Annotated in this window: 21 protein-coding genes; 11 read left to right on the forward strand and 10 right to left on the reverse strand. The window is 59.5% G+C overall.

What is annotated here, in order from left to right; translation table 11 throughout:
* Window positions 1-12 precede the first annotated feature (12 nt).
* The gene (locus ACXHRN_RS12600) at window positions 13-1461 is read right to left on the reverse strand and encodes an NAD(P)H-hydrate dehydratase (RefSeq protein ID WP_488641646.1); all 1449 of its coding nucleotides are present in this window, start codon (window positions 1459-1461) and stop codon (window positions 13-15) included.
* 378 nt (window positions 1462-1839) lie between these two features.
* Between ACXHRN_RS12600 and ACXHRN_RS12605 the strand changes: the two genes are divergently transcribed.
* The 4 genes from ACXHRN_RS12605 (at window position 1840) to ACXHRN_RS12620 (ending at window position 5373) form a co-directional block, all read left to right on the forward strand.
* A complete protein-coding gene (locus ACXHRN_RS12605; protein ID WP_137153622.1) occupies window positions 1840-2178 on the forward strand; it encodes a P-II family nitrogen regulator in 339 nt (112 codons plus the stop codon).
* Between the two features lie 59 nt (window positions 2179-2237).
* Window positions 2238-3647 (forward strand): type I glutamate--ammonia ligase, encoded by a 1410-nt coding sequence (gene glnA, locus ACXHRN_RS12610; RefSeq protein ID WP_488641647.1) that lies wholly within the window; start codon window positions 2238-2240, stop codon window positions 3645-3647.
* A 145-nt stretch (window positions 3648-3792) separates the two neighbouring features.
* Window positions 3793-4155, forward strand: coding sequence for a YciI family protein (locus tag ACXHRN_RS12615; RefSeq protein ID WP_488641648.1), 363 nt, complete (start codon window positions 3793-3795; stop codon window positions 4153-4155).
* Window positions 4156-4158: 3 nt separating this feature from the next.
* Window positions 4159-5373, forward strand: coding sequence for an RNA polymerase sigma factor (locus tag ACXHRN_RS12620; RefSeq protein ID WP_488641649.1), 1215 nt, complete (start codon window positions 4159-4161; stop codon window positions 5371-5373).
* A gap of 1 nt (window position 5374) precedes the next feature.
* Here the strand turns inward: ACXHRN_RS12620 and ACXHRN_RS12625 are convergent, their stop codons facing one another.
* Window positions 5375-6409 carry a TAXI family TRAP transporter solute-binding subunit gene (locus ACXHRN_RS12625; protein ID WP_488641650.1) on the reverse strand — a complete coding sequence of 345 codons (1035 nt, stop codon included), beginning with the start codon at window positions 6407-6409 and terminating at the stop codon, window positions 5375-5377.
* Window positions 6410-6425: 16 nt separating this feature from the next.
* Window positions 6426-7715, reverse strand: coding sequence for a hypothetical protein (locus tag ACXHRN_RS12630; RefSeq protein ID WP_488641651.1), 1290 nt, complete (start codon window positions 7713-7715; stop codon window positions 6426-6428).
* Window positions 7716-7906: 191 nt separating this feature from the next.
* On the opposite strand from ACXHRN_RS12630, the gene hspQ reads away from it, so the two are divergent.
* Window positions 7907-8236: a heat shock protein HspQ gene (gene hspQ, locus ACXHRN_RS12635; protein ID WP_488641652.1), complete on the forward strand. Its 330-nt coding sequence runs from the start codon at window positions 7907-7909 to the stop codon at window positions 8234-8236.
* Between the two features lie 110 nt (window positions 8237-8346).
* Window positions 8347-9294 (forward strand): phosphoribosylaminoimidazolesuccinocarboxamide synthase, encoded by a 948-nt coding sequence (locus tag ACXHRN_RS12640; RefSeq protein ID WP_488641653.1) that lies wholly within the window; start codon window positions 8347-8349, stop codon window positions 9292-9294.
* Between the two features lie 182 nt (window positions 9295-9476).
* Here the strand turns inward: ACXHRN_RS12640 and ACXHRN_RS12645 are convergent, their stop codons facing one another.
* Genes ACXHRN_RS12645 through metG form a run of 3 tightly spaced genes read right to left on the reverse strand, consistent with a single transcriptional unit; the run spans window position 9477 to window position 12621 of the window.
* Window positions 9477-10289 carry an MBL fold metallo-hydrolase gene (locus tag ACXHRN_RS12645; protein ID WP_488641654.1) on the reverse strand — a complete coding sequence of 271 codons (813 nt, stop codon included), beginning with the start codon at window positions 10287-10289 and terminating at the stop codon, window positions 9477-9479.
* Window positions 10286-11068: a TatD family hydrolase gene (locus ACXHRN_RS12650; protein ID WP_488641655.1), complete on the reverse strand. Its 783-nt coding sequence runs from the start codon at window positions 11066-11068 to the stop codon at window positions 10286-10288. Before ACXHRN_RS12650 ends, ACXHRN_RS12645 begins: the two co-directional genes overlap by 4 nt.
* Before the next feature lie 8 nt (window positions 11069-11076).
* Entirely contained in the window at window positions 11077-12621 is a 1545-nt protein-coding gene (gene metG, locus ACXHRN_RS12655; protein ID WP_488641656.1) for a methionine--tRNA ligase, read from the reverse strand.
* A 261-nt stretch (window positions 12622-12882) separates the two neighbouring features.
* On the opposite strand from metG, the gene ACXHRN_RS12660 reads away from it, so the two are divergent.
* The gene (locus ACXHRN_RS12660) at window positions 12883-13683 is read left to right on the forward strand and encodes a sulfite exporter TauE/SafE family protein (RefSeq protein ID WP_488641657.1); all 801 of its coding nucleotides are present in this window, start codon (window positions 12883-12885) and stop codon (window positions 13681-13683) included.
* Window positions 13684-13688: 5 nt separating this feature from the next.
* On the opposite strand, the gene ACXHRN_RS12665 is transcribed toward ACXHRN_RS12660, so the two are convergent.
* The 4 genes from ACXHRN_RS12665 to ACXHRN_RS12680 all read right to left on the reverse strand — a co-directional run bounded on the left by ACXHRN_RS12665 (window position 13689) and on the right by ACXHRN_RS12680 (window position 17851).
* Complete coding sequence (locus ACXHRN_RS12665; RefSeq protein WP_488641658.1) at window positions 13689-14723, reverse strand: DNA polymerase III subunit delta'; 1035 nt, start codon at window positions 14721-14723, stop codon at window positions 13689-13691.
* Window positions 14720-15406 carry a dTMP kinase gene (tmk, locus tag ACXHRN_RS12670; RefSeq protein ID WP_488641659.1) on the reverse strand — a complete coding sequence of 229 codons (687 nt, stop codon included), beginning with the start codon at window positions 15404-15406 and terminating at the stop codon, window positions 14720-14722. Before tmk ends, ACXHRN_RS12665 begins: the two co-directional genes overlap by 4 nt.
* Window positions 15407-15473: 67 nt before the next feature.
* The gene (locus tag ACXHRN_RS12675; RefSeq protein WP_488641660.1) at window positions 15474-16646 is read right to left on the reverse strand and encodes a D-alanyl-D-alanine carboxypeptidase family protein; all 1173 of its coding nucleotides are present in this window, start codon (window positions 16644-16646) and stop codon (window positions 15474-15476) included.
* A gap of 176 nt (window positions 16647-16822) precedes the next feature.
* Window positions 16823-17851: a septal ring lytic transglycosylase RlpA family protein gene (locus ACXHRN_RS12680; RefSeq protein ID WP_488641893.1), complete on the reverse strand. Its 1029-nt coding sequence runs from the start codon at window positions 17849-17851 to the stop codon at window positions 16823-16825.
* 323 nt (window positions 17852-18174) lie between these two features.
* Between ACXHRN_RS12680 and ACXHRN_RS12685 the strand changes: the two genes are divergently transcribed.
* The 4 genes from ACXHRN_RS12685 to ACXHRN_RS12700 all read left to right on the forward strand — a co-directional run bounded on the left by ACXHRN_RS12685 (window position 18175) and on the right by ACXHRN_RS12700 (window position 22993).
* On the forward strand, window positions 18175-18864 hold the full coding sequence (locus tag ACXHRN_RS12685; RefSeq protein ID WP_488641661.1) for a GntR family transcriptional regulator: 690 nt from the start codon (window positions 18175-18177) through the stop codon (window positions 18862-18864).
* Window positions 18861-19967, forward strand: a complete 1107-nt coding sequence (locus tag ACXHRN_RS12690; protein ID WP_488641662.1) for a mandelate racemase/muconate lactonizing enzyme family protein — start codon at window positions 18861-18863, stop codon at window positions 19965-19967. Before ACXHRN_RS12685 ends, ACXHRN_RS12690 begins: the two co-directional genes overlap by 4 nt.
* A gap of 2 nt (window positions 19968-19969) precedes the next feature.
* Window positions 19970-21154, forward strand: a complete 1185-nt coding sequence (locus ACXHRN_RS12695) for a mandelate racemase/muconate lactonizing enzyme family protein (protein ID WP_488641663.1) — start codon at window positions 19970-19972, stop codon at window positions 21152-21154.
* A gap of 177 nt (window positions 21155-21331) precedes the next feature.
* Window positions 21332-22993: an ABC transporter substrate-binding protein gene (locus tag ACXHRN_RS12700; protein ID WP_488641664.1), complete on the forward strand. Its 1662-nt coding sequence runs from the start codon at window positions 21332-21334 to the stop codon at window positions 22991-22993.
* Window positions 22994-23019 lie beyond the last annotated feature (26 nt).

Raw genomic sequence — 23019 nt, forward strand, 5'->3', positions numbered from 1 at the left:
ACAATGCGACGATTAGCCAGTGACATGATCCAGCAGCGTCTCGGCTGTCAGGCCCCTGCCCGCACGATTACCCGCCTCGCCGTGGAGCCAGACCGCGGCGCAGGCAGCCTCATAGACCGGATAACCCTGCGCGATCAATCCGCCGCAAATGCCGGCAAGCACGTCCCCCGAGCCAGCAGTGGCCAACCAGGGCGGCGCATTGGTGTTGATCGCCGCGCGCCCATCGGGGCTGGCAATGACGGTATCGGCGCCCTTGAGGATAACTGCGGCATGCGAGCGTTTCGCGGCAATCTGGGCCTTTTCAACCTTCGAAAGGCTGGCGTCGCTGGCGATATCGGCAAACAGTCTGGCAAATTCGCCGTCATGCGGTGTCAGCACCAGATGCGGCTCACCTTGGGAGAAGGCCTGAAACAGGGTGTCGGGATCGTCGCGAAAGCTGCTGATACCGTCGGCATCCAGAACCAGGTTGCGATCCTTCAGAGCAAGCACGAAGTCTCGCGCCTTCTGGCCGATACCGAAGCCGGGGCCGAGCACGAAGGCGGAAATTCGCTTGTCCTCGATCCAATCCATGAGCTCGGCAAGATCATCGATTGGCCGCAGCATGACCGCCGTCGTGTGGTTGGCGTTGACGCCGAGAGCATCGCTCGGGCTGGCGAGCGTCACCAGTCCCGCACCACTGCGGAGCCCGGCTTCGGCCGTCATCCGCGCCGCGCCGGTATGCGTCGCCCCACCCGAGAACACAGCCAGCGCACCATGCGAATATTTATGCGACCCGGCAGACTTGCCGCCGGCGAATTGCCGCCAGATGTCGGGATGGTTGATCTTCGTCGGGCTGGAATGGGCAGCGACAATGCGTTTGGGGATGCCGATATCGGCGATCTCGACAGCGCCGCAATACTCCCTTCCCGGCATCAGGATCTGCCCCGGCTTCAGCGCCATGAAAGTCACCGTGATATCCGCCCGGAAGGCATGGCCGCGCACTGCGCCAGTGCGGCCGTCGATGCCGCTCGGCATGTCGATCGCCAGAACCGGCAGCGACAGGCCTTGGATCTTTGCGATCAAAGCGCCCAAGCCGTCGTCGAGGTCGCGCGACAGGCCAGCGCCGAACAAAGCATCCACGATCACATCGCCCTTCATCGGGTCATAGGCGGCGATTGGCACCCCCTTGATCGGGCATTCTGCATTGGCCCGCCTCGCATCAGCGGTCACCGGCCCCTTGGCGCCCAGCTCGAAAACCGCAACGGCGGCGCCGCTTTCGGCCAGCAAGCGCGCCACGACATAGCCATCGCCGCCATTGTTGCCGGGACCGGCCAGAATGACGAAGCGAACCGCACCCGGAAAGGTGCTCAAAGCGTGGGCCGCGACCGCATGGCCTGCAGCGAGCATCAGCGAAAATCCAGGAATGCCGGAGGCAATGCAGACGGAATCGATTTTGGCCACCGCGGATGGTTCGATCAGCATTCCGGTGTCCTTTGCCTAAAATGGGTGCAGGAATTCGCTAAAAACTCTGGGAACTTTGTTGGGAACAATTGAGGCTCCTGCGAGATGCCTTTGATTTAGATTATTTTTTAGGCATTTGCCTAGATATCAATCCGCCCGCTCATGGGTATAAACGTGTTGGAAACGCTGCTTGGCGAAAGACGGGCACTTTCATCACGAAATTTCCTTGTTTTTCAATTTTTTCGCTGGTTTTTTGCCGAGATTTGCGCATGATCGCGCTCATACGGGAGATTTTCAAGCAAAAATCTGAATTGTTGGTGACGCTTGGCACGCTACGTGCATAACCAACGCGGGCGGGATTAAACCCGCTAAACGGGAGAAGCGGAGAGACATTTTCTCATGAAAAAGATCGAAGCGATCATTAAGCCATTCAAGCTCGACGAAGTGAAGGAGGCCCTTCAGGAAGTCGGTTTGCAGGGTATTACGGTCACGGAAGCAAAAGGCTTCGGACGGCAGAAGGGTCACACGGAACTCTATCGCGGCGCGGAATACGTCGTCGATTTCCTGCCAAAGGTAAAGGTCGAGGTCGTGCTCGCCGACGAGAATGTGGAGCGTGTCATAGACGCGATCCGCAATGCTGCCCAGACGGGCCGCATCGGCGACGGCAAGATCTTCGTTTCCAATGTGGAAGAAGTGGTTCGCATCCGCACTGGTGAAACGGGCGTCGACGCCATATAGAAAATTCAGCCAGGGTATAGCTGGCTGAAAACATCGTCATTTCAAAGGGAAAACTCAGCATGACGACCGCTAAAGATATTATGAAGCAGATCAAGGACAACGACGTCAAGTTCGTGGACCTGCGCTTTACCGACACCAAGGGCAAGCTGCAGCATGTGACCATGGACGTAGGCGTCGTGGACGAAGACATGTTCGCCGATGGCGTCATGTTCGACGGCTCCTCGATCGGCGGCTGGAAGGCGATCAACGAGTCGGACATGGTTCTGATGCCGGACCCCGCGACGGTCCACATGGACCCGTTTTTCGCCCAATCGACGATGGTGATCATCTGCGACATTCTCGACCCGATCTCGGGCGAAGCCTATAACCGCGACCCGCGCGGTACCGCCAAGAAGGCCGAAGCTTATCTCAAGGCGTCGGGAATCGGCGACACGGTGTTTGTCGGCCCGGAACCTGAATTCTTCGTCTTCGATGACGTGAAGTACAAGGCCGATCCCTACAATACCAGCTTCAAGCTCGACTCCTCCGAGCTGCCGTCCAACGACGACTCCGACTACGATTCCGGCAATCTCGGCCACCGCCCCCGCGTCAAGGGCGGCTATTTCCCGGTGCCGCCGATCGACAGCCTGCAGGACATGCGCTCCGAAATGCTGACCGTGATGGCCGAAATGGGCGTCGTGGTCGAAAAGCAGCACCACGAAGTGGCCGCTGCCCAGCACGAACTCGGCGTCAAGTTCGACACCCTGGTGCGCAACGCCGACAAGATCCAGATCTACAAGTATGTCGTCCATCAGGTCGCCAACGCCTATGGCAAGACGGCTACCTTTATGCCGAAGCCGATTTTCGGCGACAACGGCTCGGGCATGCATGTGCACATATCCATCTGGAAGGACAGCAAGCCGACTTTTGCTGGCGACGAATATGCCGGTTTGTCTGAATCGTGCCTCTACTTCATCGGCGGCATCATTAAGCATGCCAAGTCGCTGAATGCTTTCACCAACCCGACAACCAACTCCTACAAGCGTCTGGTTCCGGGATATGAAGCACCGGTGCTGCTCGCCTATTCGGCGCGTAACCGCTCGGCATCGTGCCGCATCCCCTTCGGCAACAATCCGAAGGCCAAGCGTCTTGAAGTCCGCTTCCCGGATCCGGCCGCCAACCCGTATCTCGGCTTTGCCGCAATGCTGATGGCTGGCCTCGACGGCATCAAGAACAAGATCCATCCCGGCAAGGCCATGGACAAGGACCTGTACGACCTGCCGCCGAAGGAACTGAAGAAGATCCCGACCGTGTCCGGCTCGCTGCGCGAAGCGTTGGAAAACCTGGACAAGGACCGCAAGTACCTGACCGTCGGCGGCGTATTCGATGACGACCAGATCGACAGCTATATCGACCTGAAGATGCAGGAAGTCATGCGCTACGACATGACCCCGCATCCCGTCGAATTCGACATGTACTATTCGGTTTGATCAGACAGCTATCGACGGATAGTCCAGCCGGTGGGATCGAAAGGTCCCGCCGGCTTTTTTTCTTCCTCGGTTGGATTTTTTCCCGGATAATGTCGATCGACGGCGCCACCGCTCGACTATGGCTGTCAACAACAGGAGCCATGACATGAAATATCTTTGCATCGTGCACGCCGCGGAATCGGCATTCGCAGAACTGAACGACGAGCAAAAGCGCACGCTTGACCGGGACTCGCTGGGTTACGATCAGGCGCTGCTGGCGCGCGGCAAGATGATCCATGCCGAGGCGCTGCAATCGCCGGATAGCGCGGTGCTGGTCCGCGTGCGCAATGACGCGATGTCGATGACCGATGGCCCTTTCTCCGAAGCCAAGGAACAGATCGCTGGCTTCATCCTGATCGAGGCCTGCGACATGACCGAAGCCGTCAACATCGCCGGCGGCATTCCGATGGCAAGGCTGGGCACGATCGAAGTCCGCGCCGTCTACAATATTCCCGATCCGGAGCGGTGAGGCTTGGACGCGATCGAAGCCATCTATCGCCGGGAATCGCCCTTCATCCTGGCGACGCTGATCCGCCTGCTCGGCAGTTTCGAGCTTGCCGAGGAAGCGGTACAGACGGCATTCCTGGCCGCGGCCCAGCAATGGAAGAGCAGTGGCATTCCCGCCAATCCCCGTGCCTGGCTGATCTCAGCCGGGCGCTTCAAGACTATCGACCTGCTGCGGAAGAACAAGCGATTCAAGGAGATCGCCCCGGAACTGACCCGAACGCTGGACGAACTAGTGGAGCAGGCGGAGATAGAAGCCATGCCGGACGACATGCTGCGGCTTATCTTCACGTGCTGCCATCCGGTTTTGCCTGCAGATGCGCAGAGTGCACTCTGTCTTAGGGAAGTATGCGGGCTTACGACCGAAGCGATCGCGGCCGCCTTCCTCTCCAAGCCGGCAACGATCGCGCAACGGATCGTTCGGGCGAAGTCGAAGATCCGTGATGAACAGATCGTCTATGCGGTACCGGAGGGAGACGAACTTCTTGAACGGCTCGACCACGTTGCGCGCGTCATCTACCTGGTGTTTTCGGAGGGCTACTCGGGATCGTCAGGCGACACGTTGATCCAGACCGAACTCTGCGACGAGGCCATCAGGCTCGGACGCCTGCTGCATGCAGACCTGAAGCATCCCGATATTGCCGGGCTTTTGGGCTTGATGTTGCTGCAGAACTCCCGGCGCGCGGCGCGGCTGGATGAGGCGGGCGACATCGTTCCGCTTGCCGACCAGGACCGCGCGCGGTGGGATCTACCGATGATAGAGCAGGGCTTGGCGTTCACAGATGAGGCATTAGCCCAACCGCCATACGCGACATATACGCTGCAGGCGGCGATCTCGGCTGTACACAGCAAGGCCAGAACGGCCGACGCCACGGACTGGACCGCGATAGTCAGGCTCTATGACCTGCTGTTGATTGCCGATCCCGGCCCAATCATCGAACTCAATCGCGCCATCGCGGTCGGCATGCGCGACGGGCCACAAGCGGGGCTCGATTTGATAGATGCGCTGCTCGAACAAGGCGAATTGGTCGATTACAAGTTCGCCCATCTCGCTCGTGCAGACTTTCTCAAGCGACTTGGCGAAACCACGGCGGCGCGCGAGGCCTATCGCACAGCGGCGCAACTGCCGTTGCTGGCGCCGGAAAAGAGGTTCATCGAAAAGCAGCTAGCCGAACTCGCCTGAACTACTTCTTCAGTCGCTGCTTCAGAAGTTTGAGATAATCGTCATTCTCACCACCGGCATCGTCCGCGGGCTCGGCGGCCGCCGTGCAGGTCGGCTTGTAGTTCATCGCCATGCCCTCCTTGACACAGACACCCACCTTCCAGCCGGGCGGCAGCGCAGTCAGGTCCACAGTCTTCCATTTGGGGTGACCAGTCGCCTGCAGCTTGTCGAGATTGTTGAGGATCAGGCTGGAGAAATCAGCGACTGCCTTGCAGCTGTCACGGTGATAGGCGTTCTTTTTCTTGTCGTAGTCATAGGTCATCAGCACGGCCTTGACCGAGACGACATCAACCGGATCCTTCTGGAATGCGTAGGTGCCCGCATCGATCTTGCTGGGGATATAGGTCGCCAGCAGCGGAGCCTCGGTGATCGGCAGCAGATGGAATTTCGTGCCATCGATCTCATCGCCCTGGAAAAGCGAGGCCGGGGCACCGGCAACATAGAAGAACGCATCGATCTCGCCAGATTCCAGCTTCGGCAGCGCCTCGTCGGGATTGATGGTGATCTTGTCGACGCCCTTGATCTGCAGGATATCGAGCATCAGCGTCGAAGTCAGATAGGTACCGCTGTCCTTGACGCCGACCGCAACCTTCTTGCCGGCCAGACCCTCAAGATTGGCGATCGAGGACTTGGCGAGGACATGAACCTCCTCATTGTAGAGCGGGAACATGATCCGCACGCCCTTGACGGCCTGCTGGATGTCCTTGTCGTTGGCCTCGAAGGTCTTGAGGTAGTCGAGCACGTCATTCTGGACGATGCCGAACTGGGTGTTCTTGCGGTTGCGGACACCGATGAAATTTTCGAGGGAGCCAGCGCTTTCGACGACGTTCAGCGTCTGGCCGCATTCCTTGCCGAGGCCGGCGATGTCGCGGCCGATCTTGATGTAAGTGCCCTTGGCACCGCCGGTCATGATGTTCTTTTCTACTTCGGCAGCCATCGCGGGCATGCCCAGCATGGCCGATATCAGCACCGCGCCGATCGTTGTCAAAATCCGCATCTTGTCCTCCAATCGGTCAGCAGCGGCCGCCGAGCTCGCGTATGAGATTCCTGAGTGCCACCGCCGGCACATGGCCATAGGCAGCCTTGAGCGATGTCGTCACGCATTCGCCTTTTTCCAGCATCGCGACCAGCGTCTGCTGCTTCGCATCGCTGAGATTATCAAAACCGGGCAGATCGGCGACGGCCTTCTCGACCTCGTCGCGGTCCCTGGCCTTCATGCCATCACTGGCGGGTTTGTCGTTCAGCGGCTGGGTATCATCTACCGGTTTGACCGTCGCCTTCACCAGTTCCGCCTTCAAGGCATCGACCTGCTTTGCCAGCTCGCCTTGCGTGTCCTTGAGTGTTTCGTTTTCGCTTTCCAGAGACTTGGCCTGCTGCTCGGATTTTTCGAGATCGGCTTCAGCCTTCTTGAGGTCCTTCTCCGCATCGCGCGCAGCTTCATCCCGATCCGCCAGCTGCCCGGTGATGTCGTCGAGTTGCTTCCTGAGCTCGGTGATCTGCCGAGCCTTGGCATCCACATCGCCGGAGGCCTTCAGTGCATCGCTCAACTGTCGCTGCAGGCTGTCCTTGTCCTTCTGGAGAGCTGCAATCTGGTTGCGCGCCTCGCTGCCGGCGTCGGTGACCTTCTGAGACAGTTGCTCCTTGAGGCTGGCAATCTCGTCTTCAAGGCGTGGTATCGCACCGAGCTTCTGCTTGGCATCGTCAAGCGAGGCGCGGAGATTGGAATTGGTCTTCTTCAGCACGGCAAGCGCTGCCGCCGCTTCGCCGCCATTGGCATCGGCAGTCTTCTGAAGCGCATCGATCTGCGCCTTCTGGTCCTCGGTCAGCTTTTCGAGCTCGATGATCTGCAGTTCCGAAACTTTAAGCGACTTTCGCGCCCGGCCGAGCTGGCCATTGACATCGCCGGCCTCGTCGAGCGTCTTCTGCAGCGCTTCGATCTCGGCCTGCGCCTGGCTCTTGGCCGCGGCTACCTGCTTGTCGATATCGGCGCGCAAGGCTTCCTTGATGCGGTTGGCTGTTGCGACCTGACCTTCCAACTCCTTGAGCCGCTCGCGCATCACCACCTGCTGGGTGTTGGCGCCGTCCGTGTTAAACTTCAGTTCCGAGAGTGATTGCTGCAATTCGCCGATCTTCTTGTCGCGCGACTGGATGTCGGAGGTGGAAACGCCGCTGAAATAGCGCCCGCCGGCATAGCCACCGGCGCCGCCGATGACCAATGCGACCAGCGCCGGAATGAGGATACTGCCTCCAGAACGCCCGCCGCCGGAAGAAGAAGTTCCGTCCCTGCCCCACTGATTGACCACGTTTGACCTCTGCGATTGACTTTCCCGGAGCATATTCAGGAATGCCACGGAAAATGCACGATTTTTTTCAATGCGGCAATATCGCAGCCATCAATGTTACGCTATTATGTTCACCACTGCGATAGACTGATGTCTCTTGAAATGTTGCCTATTTGCACCACATCATTGGGCAAGAAATTCGAGGTGCGCAGATGCGTGAAAGAGTAGCGAAATATCAGATCGGCCAAGTTGTGAAGCACCGGGTATTTCCGTTCCGCGGCGTCATATTCGATGTCGACCCGGAATTTGCCAACACCGAGGAATGGTGGAACTCCATTCCAGCCGAAGTGCGGCCGTCGCGAGACCAGCCGTTCTACCATCTCTACGCGGAGAATTCCGAAAGCGCTTATGTCGCTTATGTTTCCGAGCAGAACCTCGTCGTCGACGAGAGCGGCGATCCGTTCCGGCATCCCGCCGTCAGCGAGAATTTCAGCCCCGACGGCAAGGGCACCTATCGGCCGAAGACGCTGAACACGCACTAATCCCGGCCGCTACCGGACGGTAGCTGTGCGCTGTGGCGATTGGCCCTTGACGTTTCGGGATGGCGCTGGTTAATCGCCAGGTATTCCCCAACGGAAGAGGTTTTGGCCCGATGACCGCGCTCCCCGTGCTCGACGATGCATTCATTCCCGAATTGCCGAACTATTACAAAGGCAAGGTGCGGGACAATTATGACCTCGCCGATGGCAACCGCATCATCATCGCTACGGACCGGCTGAGCGCCTTCGACCGCATCCTGACGGCCATTCCCTTCAAGGGCCAGGTGTTGACGCAGACGGCGCGCTACTGGTTTGAACAAACCGCCGATATCTGCCCCAACCATGTGGTCGCCTATCCCCATCCCAATGTGGTGATCGGCAAGCGGCTTGAAATCCTGCCGGTCGAGATGGTCGTGCGCGGCTATCTCGCTGGGACGACTGGCACATCGGTGCTCACCAAATACAGGAACGGCGAACGCCAGATGTACGGCGTCACCCTGCCCGACGGCATGCGTGACAACGAGCAGCTTGCCGAGCCGATCATAACGCCGACATCCAAGGCCTTCGATGGCGGTCATGACGAGCCACTGTCGGCAGCCGAAATCCTCGAACAAGGCCTGCTGACCGAGGCGCAGTGGAACACGGTGTCGACCTATGCACTCAACCTCTTCAAGCGCGCCCAGAAGATGAGCGCCCAGCGCGGCCTTATCCTCGCCGACACCAAATACGAATTCGGCACCGATGCAGCCGGCAATATCATCCTTGCCGACGAGATCCATACGCCGGATTCGAGCCGCTACTGGATCGCGGAAAGCTATCCCGAGGCACTGGCCACCGGCAAACGGCCTGCGAGCTTCGACAAGGATTTCATCCGCGCCTGGGTGGCCGAACGCTGCGATCCCTACAAGGACGATATTCCGGCGATCCCGGCAGACCTCGTGGTGCAGGCATCGGACGTCTATATCCAGGCCTACGAGATGATCACCGGGCGCACGTTTGAACGCACGATCGAGGAAAAGCCGCTTGAGAGCATCCGGGCGGCGTTGAAGCCGTATTTCTAACTGTAGGAGGCTCCCCTCTTAAATCCTGCCCACAACAGGGGAGAACTAGACGCCTCAAGTCTCTCTCGTCATCCTCGGGCTTGTCCCGAGGATCTGCGCACTTGCAATAAATATATTATTTTCAACTACCTAACGAACCATAGGCAGATCCTCGGGACAAGCCGGAGGATGACGTCATGGGGTCAAAACTCGACTTCGATCCGCATGCCGTCAAACGCCGGCTCTATATGATCCGGCGTCTCACGGCGCACTGTCTCGTAATCGAGCGGAATATGCATATGGGTCAGGATCGCGCGCTTGGGCTTGATACGATCGATCCAGCCGAGAGCCTGCTGGAGCGACAAATGGCTGGGATGGTGCCGGTATTGCAGGCAGTCGATCACCAGCGTATCCAGGCCCAACAGCTTCTCGACCGACGCTTCCGGAAAATCGCTGACATCGGTGCAATAGGCGAAATCGCCGATCCGAAAGCCAAGCGAATGGCTATCGCCATGCTGCTGCCAGAGCGGCAGAAACGGGATGGCGCCGCCCGGCCCCTCGACCTCAAATACCGCTTCGAGATCCGGGATGATCTTTGACCGGCCGATCGGCGGATAGGAACTGCCCTCGGGCGTCTCGAAGCAATAGCGGAAACCTTCGAGCACGCGTTCCATGGTCACGGCATCGGCCCAGACCGGCATGCGATGCTGGTTCTTGTAGACGAACGCGCGGACATCGTCGATGCCGTGCAGGTGGTCGGCATGGGCGTGGGTCAGCACCACGGCATGCAGGTCGATGGCCCCGACCGCCACCATCTGGGCGCGGAAATCCGGGCCGGTATCGATGACGACCGAGGTCAGCGAACCATCATCAGCGAATTGCTCGACGAGCATGGCGGAGCGGGTGCGGCGATTTTTCGGATTGTTGGGATCGCAGGCGCCCCAATCACCCGTGATGCGCGGCACGCCAGGAGAAGAACCGCAGCCGAGGATGGTGAAGCGCCGTCTCCCCATCAATCGGCCACCCTGGGCATCTTGGAAAAGCAACGGAACGCATTTTCCGTGGTGATATCGGCGATCTCTTCGGCAGAGACGCCAATGGTTTCGGCGAGAATTTCGGCCGTGTTCGTGACATAGGACGGTTCGTTGCGCTTGCCGCGCCATTTTTTCGGCGCGAGATAGGGCGCATCGGTTTCCACCAGCAGGCGGTCACGCGGCACGTTCCTGGCGATATCGCGGATGTCGGTCGATTTCGGAAAGGTCAGGATGCCCGAGAAAGAGACATAGCCGCCAAGCTCGACACCGGTCCTGGCCAATTCCGGGCCGGACGAGAAGCAATGCAGCAGGAAGGGGAACGCGCCCTTGGCGTGCTCATCCCTGAGAATTTCCGCCATGTCGTCATCGGCAGCGCGCGCATGGATGACCAGCGGCAGGCCGGTGATGCGGGCAGCTGCAATATGCTTGCGCAATCCCTTGGCCTGCTGCTCGGGCGTTGCGCAATCATAGAAATAATCGAGGCCGACCTCGCCGATCGCCACGCATTTTTCGTATTCGGAAAGCCGCACCAGCTCCTCGGTGTCGATATCCTCCTCATGTGCATGGTTCGGATGGGTACCGACCGAGCAGAAGACAGTCGGATAGGTCTCGGCAATCGCTTTGATCCGCTCGAAGCGATGCACCAGCGTCGAGATGGTGATCATCTGCTTGACGCCGGCATCGGCAGCGCGTCGAACGAGTTCGTCGCGCTCGGCATCGAAATCCGGAAAGTCGAGATGGCAATGGGTGTCGATCAGCATCCGAGGCCTTACACCTCCTTAGGCGGGAAGTATTTCGGGAAGACCGGGACGGGCTTGTCTAGCGGCACGCCGCTCTTCAGCCGGCCGGTTTCGCCGAGATAGGAGAAATGTCGTTCGTTGGCCGGAATGGCCAGCAGATCGAGCAGCTTTTCAGCCGAGGCCGGAACGTAGGGCTGCAACAAGATGCCGATCTGGCGGACGATCTCGGCAGTGATGTAGAGCACCGTAGCCATGCGCGGCAGGTCCGTTTTGGCCAATGCCCAGGGGGCCTGTGCGGCGAAGTAGCCATTGGCTTCCGAGCTCAGCGCGAACACGGCCGAGAGCGACTTGTGGATCATCTGTCCCGCCATCTCTTCGCGGCAGGTGACGATGGTCTTTTCCGCGAGAGCCAGGATTGCCTCGTCCTCGGCTGTGAAGGCGCCCGCGTCCGGCACCAGGCCCTCGCAGTTCTTCGCGATCATCGACAGCGAGCGCTGTGCGAGGTTGCCGATATTGTCGGCGAGATCGGCATTGATACGAACAGCGATCGCCTCCTCGCTGTAGGAACCGTCCTGACCGAAAGAGACTTCGCGCAGGAAGAAATGCCGGACCTGGTCGCAGCCGAAATGGCTGACGAGATCGAAGGGATCGACGACATTACCGACCGACTTCGACATCTTCTCGCCCTTGTTGAGCAGGAAGCCATGCGCAAAGACGCGCTTGGGCAGATCAATGCCCGCCGACATCAGGAAAGCCGGCCAGTAGACGGCGTGGAAGCGGATGATGTCCTTGCCGATGATGTGGATCGCCGGCCAGAATTTCCATTTCGGATCGGATGTGTTGGGATAGCCGGCGGCGGTGATGTAGTTGGTCAGCGCATCGACCCAGACATACATGACGTGCTTCGGATCGTTGGGAACCGGGACGCCCCAATCGAATGTCGTTCGTGACATGGAGAGATCGCGCAGCCCTGATTTGACAAACGAGACGACTTCGTTGCGACGCTCGTCCGGCCCGATGAAATCGGGATTTTCGGCATAAAGCTTCAGCAGTCTGTCCTCATATTCGGACAGTTTGAAGAAATAGCTCTCTTCCTCGACCCATTCGACCGGCGTACCCTGCGGTCCGTAGCGGACACCATCGCGGACCTCCGTTTCGCCTTCCTGGTAATAGGCTTCGTCGCGCACGGAGTACCAGCCGGAATAGCTGTCCTTGTAGATGTCGCCCTTGTCGAACATCTTGATCCAGATCGCCTGCACAGCCTCGTAGTGGCGAGGCTCCGTAGTGCGGATGAAATCGTCGTTGGAGGCATTCAGGACCTTGCCCATCCGGCGAAACTCGTCCGAATTACGGGTGGCCAGTTCCAGCGGCGCAATACCCTCGGCGCGCGCGGTCTGCTGCATTTTCTGGCCGTGCTCGTCGGTGCCGGTCAGGAACATGACCGGCCTTCCGTCGAGACGGTGAAAGCGCGCCAGCGCGTCCGTTGCGATCAGCTCGTAGGCGTGGCCAATATGCGGCTTGCCGTTGGGATAGGAGATCGCTGTGGTGATGTAATAGGGCGAATTGTTGCTCATTCGCGAATGCCTTTTGGATTTTACGCACAATTTGTTGTGGCGCTTCTAACCTATGTTAATCCCTGTGGAAACAGCAAGTTTAACCCACTTGGCGAATTGGCGCACCGCCCGCTTGCGGCAGGCGAACGACCACCCGTGCTTGACTTGGCAGCAGCCGAATACTATCCGGGGGATGTGTGGGTGGTGAAAGGCAGGCTGGCAACGTCTCGCCGGAAGCCAAGCATGGCGGAGTACAACCGCCATGTTTGAAAGGGATGACTTTTGGAATTTTTAGGTCTGCTTGAACCGCTTTACTCGGTATCGGGGCTGTTTGTCGGAATTCTGGTCGGTATTACAGGTGTTGGTGGCGGATCTCTGATGACGCCGCTGCTGGTTATGCTGTTCGGCATTCATCCGGCTACAGCTGTGGGAACCGATCTGCTTTACGCGGCAATCACCAAATCGGCCGGCACTGCCGTGCATGGCGCCAACAAGACGATCAACTGGAAGATTGTGCGGCTGCTCGCCGTCGGCAGCGTGCCCGCGGCGCTGATCACACTGCTCTTGATGTCGGGTGTCGATCGCAAGAGCCTTTCCGCCGTTTCCTTCATCACCTATTCGCTGGGATGGATGTTATTCCTGACAGCGTTCCTGCTGATTTTCCGCAACCAGATCGTCGCGAAAGTCGCGGACTGGCGTGCTCATCACAAGCCAGTGAGGGAATCGACCGTTGCGGGTCTCACCGTCGTTCTCGGGCTCGTGCTCGGGACATTGGTAACGCTCACCTCGGTCGGCGCTGGCGCTCTAGGCGTCACCGTACTGCTAATCCTGTACCCGCGCCTGCAGATTCGCGATGTCGTCGGCTCCGACATCGTCCATGCGGTACCGCTGACGCTGGTGGGCGGCATCGGCTACTGGATGATCGGCGAGATCGACTGGGTTTTGCTCGTGTCACTGCTGATCGGCTCGATCCCCGGCATCATCATCGGCAGCCATCTGGCGCCGCGCATGCCGGACAAGATCATCCGCCCGATCCTCGCCGTCACACTGGCGCTGGTGGCGCTGAAGCTTGTTCTTTCCTGATTGTCTCAGACGGCGGCGGCGAGCTCGGTGAGCGCCGTCAGCACCGTTTGCTTGCGGTCGAGATTGTAGGCATCGGCGACAGTAAATCGCTCGGTCAGCGCCCGTTGCAGCTGTGAGAGCTGATAGGCGCGCTGGACGTCGTTGGTCATCGCTGCCGTTCGCGCTTGATCCGTGACGAACTGGCTGAGATGGTCGGTGAAGAACGAGAACAGCGTCTCCTGATCCTTCTGTGTCACCGCATCGGCCAGCTTGTGCATCGACTTGCGCTGCGCCGGGCCTTTTTGCGAGAGAACGGCATCGAAGGCCGCAAGGATCTCCAGCCCGCCATAATTGATGAGCTTGATCGCCTGGGCGACGCTGCCGCCGCTGAGCGCGAGGATTTTCTCGGCGCTGCCGGCATCCAGCCGGATACCGAGATGGCCGAGGCTCGCGACCAGGTCATCCTCGCTGAGCGGGCGCAGATTGAGCGGCAGGCAGCGCGAGCGGATGGTCGGCAGCAATTTGCCGGGCGCATGCGACAGCATCAGGAACAGCGCCCGCTTCGGCGGCTCCTCGAGGATCTTCAATACGGCGTTGGCCGCACTGCGGTTCATCTCGTCTGCAGTATCGACGATGACGATGCGCCAATTGCCGGTACCGGAGGTCTGCGAGAAGAATTTTCCGGCGCGGCGGATTTCATCGACGGTGATCGCCGACTTCAGCTTGCCGGACTTTGCATCGTTGGGGCGGCTGATATGCAGTAGATTGTGGGAGGCGCCCGCGGCAATCTGGCGAAAAACCGGTGACGCCGGATCCGGGTCGATCATCGCATCGGGCGCGCTCGCGGGGTCGGGATGCGACAGAACATGATTGGCGAAGCGGAAAGCCAGCGTTGCCTTGCCGATGCCCTCCTGCCCCTCCATCAGGATGGCATGGTGGCCCTTGCCGCTTTTATAGGACTGCGCAAGGAATTCCTGCGCGGCATCGTGGCCGAACAGAACAGTGTTTTCGGACGGCGGGATCGCGCCGTCCAGCGTGGTGGTTTCGGTTGCGGTACTCACGCGTTTCCAGTCTCCTTGACCCGCGTGGCGTGGATTGGCAGCAGTGGCTCGACAATCGAATAGACCTTGGCGGCGATCATGTCCGCGTCGCCAGAGGCATCGACGACGCGGCAGCGCAACGGCTCCTGATCGGCGATGTCGAGAAAGGCCTCGCGGCGCTTCTCATGCGTATCGAGTTCCTCTTTCTCGAAACGATCGGGTGCCTGCCCTACAGTTTCGGCCTCTGCACGCAACTTTGCCCTTTGCAGACCCACGGTAGCCGGCAGGTCGAGAATGATCGTGCAATCCGGCATGACGCCATTGATCGCCACCCGCTCAAGATTCTGCATGAAGGACGGTTCGAGGTTGCCGGTGATGCCCTGATACACACGCGAGGAATCGATGAAGCGGTCGCAGAGCACCACGGCTCCGCTTTGTAGCGCCGGACGGATGACTTCCTCCACGTGATCGTTGCGGGCAGCGGCAAACAACACGGCTTCCATGCGCGTGCCATATTGCTCGGCGGCGCCCGACAGCAGCACGTGACGAACAGCTTCGGCGCCCGGCGAGCCGCCGGGTTCGCGAGTCACCAGCACATCGATGCCCTTGCGGCGCAGACGGTCGGCGAGCAGACGGATCTGGGTGCTCTTGCCCGTGCCTTCACCGCCCTCGAATGTCACAAAGAGACCTTGTCTTGACCGCACCAGTCCTATCCGTTCCTATTTCGATCCTGCACTGAGCAGGAAATAGCGCCATACTGATATAGTGATATCACAGCCAGAAAAACATCAGTTCCTTCAAGCCGTCGAATGCCTTTGATGTCAACGTGCCGACGCCGACATCCTTCGTCGCATGCACCGGAACCGACCGTAGCACGCGCTCGCCCAGCGAAATCTGCATCGTGCCGATCTGCTGGCCCGCCTTCAGCGGCGCTTTCAATGGCCACGTATAGTCGATTCTTGCTCGAATTCTGTCGGTGTTGTCGACCGGAATGTAAATATCGACGTTGTCAGGCGCTTCGAGCGGCACATGGCTGAGATCGCCGCCAAACACCGGTGCCTCGGCCACGACCTCGTCCTTCTTGAACACGGTGCGGCGACTGAAATTTTGCAAACCCCATTCGAGCACGCGGCGGGATTCCTCGGCGCGCTCCTTGTCGGTCTTAAGCCCGCTCATGGCCAGGAACAATCGCGTGCCATTCTGCTGGATGGTGGCGACGATTGCGTAGCCGGATTCCTCGGTGTAGCCTGTCTTCATGCCATCGACGCCAATATTCAGCTTTAGCAATGGATTGCGATTGCGCTGGAAGATCTTGTTCCACTCGAAACCTTCCTGGGAATAGAAGTGGAAGTATTCCGGATAGGTCGAGTGAATATGGCGGGCCAGCGTCACCAGTTCGCGCATGGTCACGCGGTTCCTGGGGTTCGGCAGGCCGTTGGAGTTTCCGAAGGTGGATTTCTCCAGCCCAAGCTCACGCGCCCGCTTGGTGAGCAGGTCGGCGAACGCAGTCTCGGAGCCTGCTAGGCCCTCGGCGAGCACAATGCAGCCGTCGTTGGCGGATTGCACAATGACGCCCTGTAGCAGGTCGATGACCTTGATCTCCGAATTCAGCGCCGCAAACATCGCCGAGGTGCGTGACAATGCTCCGCCGGTGCGCCATGCATATTCGGACACCTTGTACTGGGTGTCTTCCTTGATGTGGCCCAGCTTCAGTTCGTTGAAGACATACTCGACGGTCATCAGCTTGGCGAGCGAGGCCGGCGGGATGAGATCATCGGCGTTCTTGGCATAAAGCACTGTGCCGGTGCTGTCCTCGAGAAGGAACACCTGCTTGGCTTTCGGCTCGAACTGGGTGGCGGTTTGCGCGGATGCAACGGAAATGCCGGACAAGCTCAGGACAAGGCTGACGGCGAATGCGCAATATTTCAAGAATTCCGGCACCATGGCGTCCTGGGAGTTTTGGCGCAATCACCGGGCGGGCGGCTGAGCCCCGCCAGGTCCATGCTCCACTTCAATTCCTTGCGGATGCCGCGAACCCATCCCTTCGGACATGCAGTATGCCGCATGCGGGATAATGGACCGAAAAGCCCCAGGCAACAAGCCCAACGCTATTCAGATGGTTAGCGCTGGTCGCGCCAGGTGCTGTAGTCGATCGCGACGTAGCGCTTCTGTCCCGCCTTGCGAATGTTCTCGGCGGTCAGCTTGCCCTTCGATTTCAGTACCTTGTCGAACGGCGTATTGGCCTGATCGACGCGCATTTCGGCATAGGCGGCGAGCGCGCCATTGTGCAGCACGTAGTTGCCCGGTCGCTCGCGCGGGATCGGGCCGATCTCCGGTAGCATGACGAATTGCTCGAACTCGGCGAGCGCCTGCATCATGGCAGGATCCTGCCTGGTTGGCTGAAGCGCAGTCGCGGTCGAGGAGAAATCGACCTCGCTTACCGAATTGTCTTTCGGAATGCTGATGTGCTTTTCGTTTGAGGCCACCATCACGCCCGTGGCGATCTCGCCGCCCGGATTGAACCGCTTGAGCCGATCACCCTTGTGGCTGAACGATGCCATCAGGTAGGGCATGTCGCGCCCGTCCATCCGCGCCCGGCCGACATATTGCACACGGACCATGCCGGTACCGTGGTGCTGGAGATCCAGCATGTCGGCGGCCTTGTTGGAGAGGTCGATGATGCGGCCGGGATGATAGGGGCCGCGATCGTTGACGCGCACGATGACGGAATCACCGGATGCAAGATTGGTGACGCGGGCATAGCTCGGCAGCGGGAACGTCGGATGCGCAGCAGAGAGGTGATACTGGTCGTAGACTTCGCCATTGGCGGTCAGGCGGCCATGGAAAGCGGACCCGTACCAGGAGGCAAGGCCGACCTTGTCGTATCTCTTGTCTTCCTTGGGCTTATACCACTGGCCTTTGACCATATAGGGCTTGCCGGTCATGTCGCGGCCGCCACCCTTGGGAACATTCTTGCCGTAATAGACGCGCGGGCTCGCCTTGACGCCATACTCCTTCTCGGAGAAATATTCCTTGCCGTGACGCTTGGTGTGAGTACGCTTGCCGGTCGTGCCGCACGAGGCGACTCCAGCGCATACCAGGCCGAGTACGAGCCATTTCGACCCCCTCGCCCACCAAGCAGCATTCATTTTTTTGATCATGCGTCCCGCGCCGATTTTTGTATTCTTTTGGCTCATGAAGGCGAATTTCTCGCCCAGCGAAGACGCCTTCATTAACCACACTTCCTAAAAGGATGCCAACAACCCGGCCGAATTGCGAATGGAAACGTGTTGAGAACCTCGAATTCTAAAAACATGGTTTCCAATAGGTAAATATCTGGCAATGTTCACGTTTTAGCCACTGCTTGGTTAGCAAGAGTGCGAGTCCAAGCGAAGTCTGGATAACGCATTTTTCTTGATTGCTAGATTGTCGACAATGTGATTTGTTGGCAAAAAGCAATCCAGGGGACCTCATGGCCAAGGCAGAATTCGAGCCCGTTGTCGATACGACGCGCCGCGCCGAAGTCGTCGGCCAGCTGCGCCGGGCGATCCTCGACGGCCAGTTGAAGCCGGGGCAGAAAGTCAACGAGCTCCGCATTTCCGAACAGATGAAGGTCAGCCGCGCACCGTTGCGCGAGGCGATCCGCGAATTGGTGCAGGAAGGCCTGCTGACCAACATTCCCTATGCGGGCGCATACGTCATCAATGTCACCGCCAAGGACATCAGCGAAGCCTATTCCATGCATCATGTGCTTGAGGACTTCGCGATTACCCGTGTCTGGCCTCTCCGCAACGAGGAATTTATTGCCGAACTCGACCGCCGCCATGAAGCCGTTAAGCAGGCGACGTTGGCGCTGGACACGACTCGGCAGATCGAAACCGCGCTGCGACTGCACAGCCTGATCTACGAATGGGTCGACCATGCCTTGCTGCTTGACAGCTGGCAGCGGCTGGCGCGGCGGCTGCAGATGTATTTTGCGCTTCACCAGCGCGCCCGCGACGAGGTCGTGCCAGACGTTACCATGCACGAGGACTATGTGCGGCTGCTCAAGGGCGACGACATCACTGCTGCCAAAAACCATGCACATGAGCATATCAACTGGAATTTCGAGGAACTGGTCGCTTACGCCAAGAGCCTCGAGGAGAATGGTATAAAGACATGAAAATCAAAGAGATCAAAGCCTACCGCATGCTGCAGCCCTTTATCGATGGACCTTATAAGATGTCCAAGGGCCGGCATGCCGATGCCTTCGATTCGATCATCGTGGCGCTGACGTCAGATGATGGCATCACCGGCTGGGGCGAAATGGCGCCGCTCGGCACTTTCTATTCTGCAGCTTTCGCGGCGGGTGCCGAAGCCGGCGTCAAGGAGATCGCCCCTCATCTGCTGGGCCTCGATCCGCGCGCGCTGACCCAGTTCAACCGCCGCATGGACATCGTCTTCAAGGGCCATCCCTATATCAAGTCGGCGATCGACATGGCCGCCTGGGATCTGACGGCCCGTGCTGCCGACACGCCGCTGGTGACGATGCTGGGCGGTTCCGACAGCGATATGGCCGAGCTCTACAAGGTCGTCACCCATGGCACGCCGGATTCGATGGCAGCGCATGCCAAGCGCATCATCGGCGAAGGCTACAAGCGTATCCAGGTCAAGGTCGGCGGCGACGTGCATGGCGACATCGAGCGCGTGACGGCCGTTGCCGCTTCGGTGCCCAAGGGCACGGTGATCTTCTGCGACGCCAATGCCGGCTGGACGCCGTTCCAGGCCCGCCAGTTCGCCGATGCCACGCGCGCCATCGATTATGTCTTCGAACAGCCCTGCGTGACGATCGACGAGAATATGTCGGTACGCCGTTCGCTGGACAAGCCGATGGTGCTTGACGAGTCCGTCGAAACGCTGGAGGCGCTGCTTGAAATCCACCGTCTCGGCGCAGCCGACGGCGTGACTCTGAAGATCGCCCGCCTCGGCGGCGTGTCGCGGACCCGCCAGTTGCGCGATCTGGCCGTCGATCTCGGCCTGCTGGTGACCGTCGAGGATACCGGCGGCGCGGAAATCGATACGGCGGCGATGGCGCATCTGTCGCTATCGACACCGGTCGAGCGTCGCCTGCATGCCATCGCTTTCCACGAATGGGTGACCGTGCGCACGGCGTCGAACAAGCCGCCTGTGGTCGGCAGCCAGATGGGCGTGCCGGATGGCCCGGGCCTCGGCATCGACGTGGTCCCGGACCTTATCGGCAAGCCCTTCCTCGAACTGCGGGCCTGAACATGAAGATCCGCAGCATCAAGGCGACACCGATCAACCTCAAGCTCGAAGCGCCCTATCTCTGGGTGTTCGGAGAACTCGACGGCTTTTCGCCGACGATTGTCGAGGTCGAGACCGACGACGGCATTGTCGGGCTGGGCGAATGCCCTACCCCGGCTGCAGCACAAATCATCAACGATGTGCTGGCAGCACGGCTGATCGGTCGCGACCCCATCGATCTCGCCGGCGCCGAGCATGTCTGCCTGCCCTACTGGACTGGCGTTCAAAGCATCAATGACCGCACCCGCATCATGGCCTTCGGCGCTATCGAGATGGCGCTTTGGGACATCAGGGGCAAAGCCTGGAACCAGCCACTCTACCAGTTGCTGGGCGGCGCGGTGCGCAAGGACATCCCGTTCACAGATTACTTCTCGCTGCGCGGCGACGGCCCCAATGTGCGCGGCGAAGGCACGCCCGAGGAGGTCGCTGACTATTGTGTGCGGATGAACCAGGAGCATGGTACGACCATGTTCGAGGGCAAGTTCTCCACCGAGAACCCACGCACATCGCTGAAGATGATCGAACTGATCCGCCAAAAGCTTGGCGACGATGTGATGATCCGCATCGATTCCAACCAGGCCTATTCGCTGGCCACCGCGCGCCAGCTGGCACATCAGCTCGAAGAGCTGGGCATCCGCAACTGGGAAGACCCGGTGCCGACGATCGAAGACATGCGTGAGCTGAGGAAACATTGCTCCATTCCGTTTTCGACGCATAACCTCGATATCGCCCGCGCCATGGAACTGAGGGTTCCGGATGCCATCGTCGGCAATCCGACGCCGGTCGGTGGAATTCGGCGTCTGCTGCGCTTTGTCGGTGCCTGTGAAGCTGCGGGGATCGATTTCTGGTGCTATAGTGGCGACAGTGGTATCGGCAGTTCGGCGTATCTGCATCTCTGCGCCGCCATCGAATGGATTCGTGAGCCGAACCAATCGCTGTTCCGCATGCAGCCGATGGATGTCATCGAAGGCGGGCCGTTCGCGCCGAAGAACAATGTGGTGCGTGTACCGGAAGGCCCAGGCCTCGGCGTTACGCTTTCGCAGGAGAAGCTCGCCATCTGCCATCAGGATCTCATCGACAATGGGCCATGCAATAAATATCACGATCCAGTCAAGCCGGGCACATATCGGCGCTTGCCGCTCAACTAAAAACCGGTAATAAGTATATACAATAAAAACGCGACCGACCGTTTGGGTGACGGGGTGGGAAGCGACCAGGGAGAAAGAGATCGGGGCGACCCGATCTGATATGGCGGTAAGGCCAAACGAATTATAATATCTTTCAAAGTGTTCTCAGTCAGAAGACAAAAGGGGAAGGACCAGACCATGAAAGACTATCGCTTACTCGACCTCCTGCGGCGTAACCGCAACCCAATTGAAAATCACCTCATCGACGGCCTCGTCGACGGCCGCGTCAGCCGCCGCGAATTCCTGCGCCACGGCAGCGTTCTCGGCCTTTCCTTGCCGCTGCTCAGCCAGATCGGCTTTGCCGCCGGCCTCGGCTTCACGCCGTCGCTCGCTCGTGCGGAAGGCGCTGCCGGCGCCACCATCAAGGTCGCCTGCTCCACGCCGACCGGCGCCATCGATCCCGTCACGCTGCCGGATGTCGGCGGCCTGATCATGATCGGCCAGACCGGCGAATTTCTCTGCATGGACGGCTCGGACCTCGTCCTCAAGCCCGCGCTGGCCGAAAGCTGGTCGCCGGATGACAAGGGCATCGTCTGGACCTTCAAGCTGCGCAAGGGCGTGAAATTCCACACCGGCGCCGAAATGACCGCCGACGACGTCGTTGCCTCGATCGATCGCCTTGCCGACCCGAAGAACTCCTCGAATGCGCTTTCGGTGTTTGCCGGCGTGCTTTCCAAGGGCGGCTCCAAGAAGGTCGACGACTACACCGTCGCCTTCCATCTCGATGCGCCGAACGGCAATTTCCCGTATCTGCTATCCTCCGACAACTACAACGCCATCATCCTGCCGGCCAACTATGCCGGCGATTTCGAGAAGAACTTCGTCGGCACTGGCGCATTCAAGCTTGAGAAGTATACGCCCAAGGTCGGCGCGACGTTCGTCCGCAACGACGATTACTGGGGTGAAAAGGCGCTTCCGGCCAAGCTGGAATTCGTGTTCTTCGCCGATATCCAGCCGCAGATTCTCGCACTCCAGGGCGGGCAGGTCGACGTCGTCAACCAGCTTCCGGTGCTCGCTTCGATGGGCCTGATCGCTGATCCGAACATCACCATGCTCTCGATCAAGTCGGCGACCCACTATCAGGTGCACATGCGCACCGATATGGATCCCTTCAAGGATCCGCGTGTCCGCCGCGCTATTGCGCTCTCCATCGACCGCGAAAAGCTCGTCAAGGGCCTGCGCCGTGGCCGTGCCACGCTCGGCAACGACAACCCGTTCGCGCCGGTCTATCCATCGACCGACACCACGGTTCCACAGCGTGTGCAGGATATCGCCCAGGCCAAGGAACTGCTGGCTGCGGCCGGCTACAAGGCTGGCACCAAGATCACGCTGACCACGCAGCGCTACCAGGAAATCCCTGACTACGCCCAGCTGATCCAGAATGCGGTCAAGGAAATCGGCATCGACATGGAACTCAATGTTATGGATTCCGGCGCCTATTACGGCGATGCCGTCTACGGCAAGTCGCAGTGGCTGGATTCCGCCATGGGCATTACCGACTACGGCCATCGCGGTGTGCCGAACGTCTATCTGACGGCGCCTCTCAAGAGCGAAGGCACCTGGAATTCCGCCCACTTCAAGAACAAGGACTACGATACGCTCGCAGCCGGATACATTGCTGCGCTCGATCTCGAAGCCCAGAAGGCTGAAGCCGGCAAGATCCAGAAGCTGCTGCTCGAGGAAACGCCCGTGATCTGGGGATATTTCCTCGATTACCTCGGCGCGACCACCAAGGGCGTGTCCGGTGTCAACCTGACAGCAATGTCGCAGATCTTCCTCGACCGCGCCTCCAAGGCGTGATTTGATCTCTGCATCGGCTTAAACGC

Source organism: Shinella sp. OV683 (assembly GCF_057787725.1).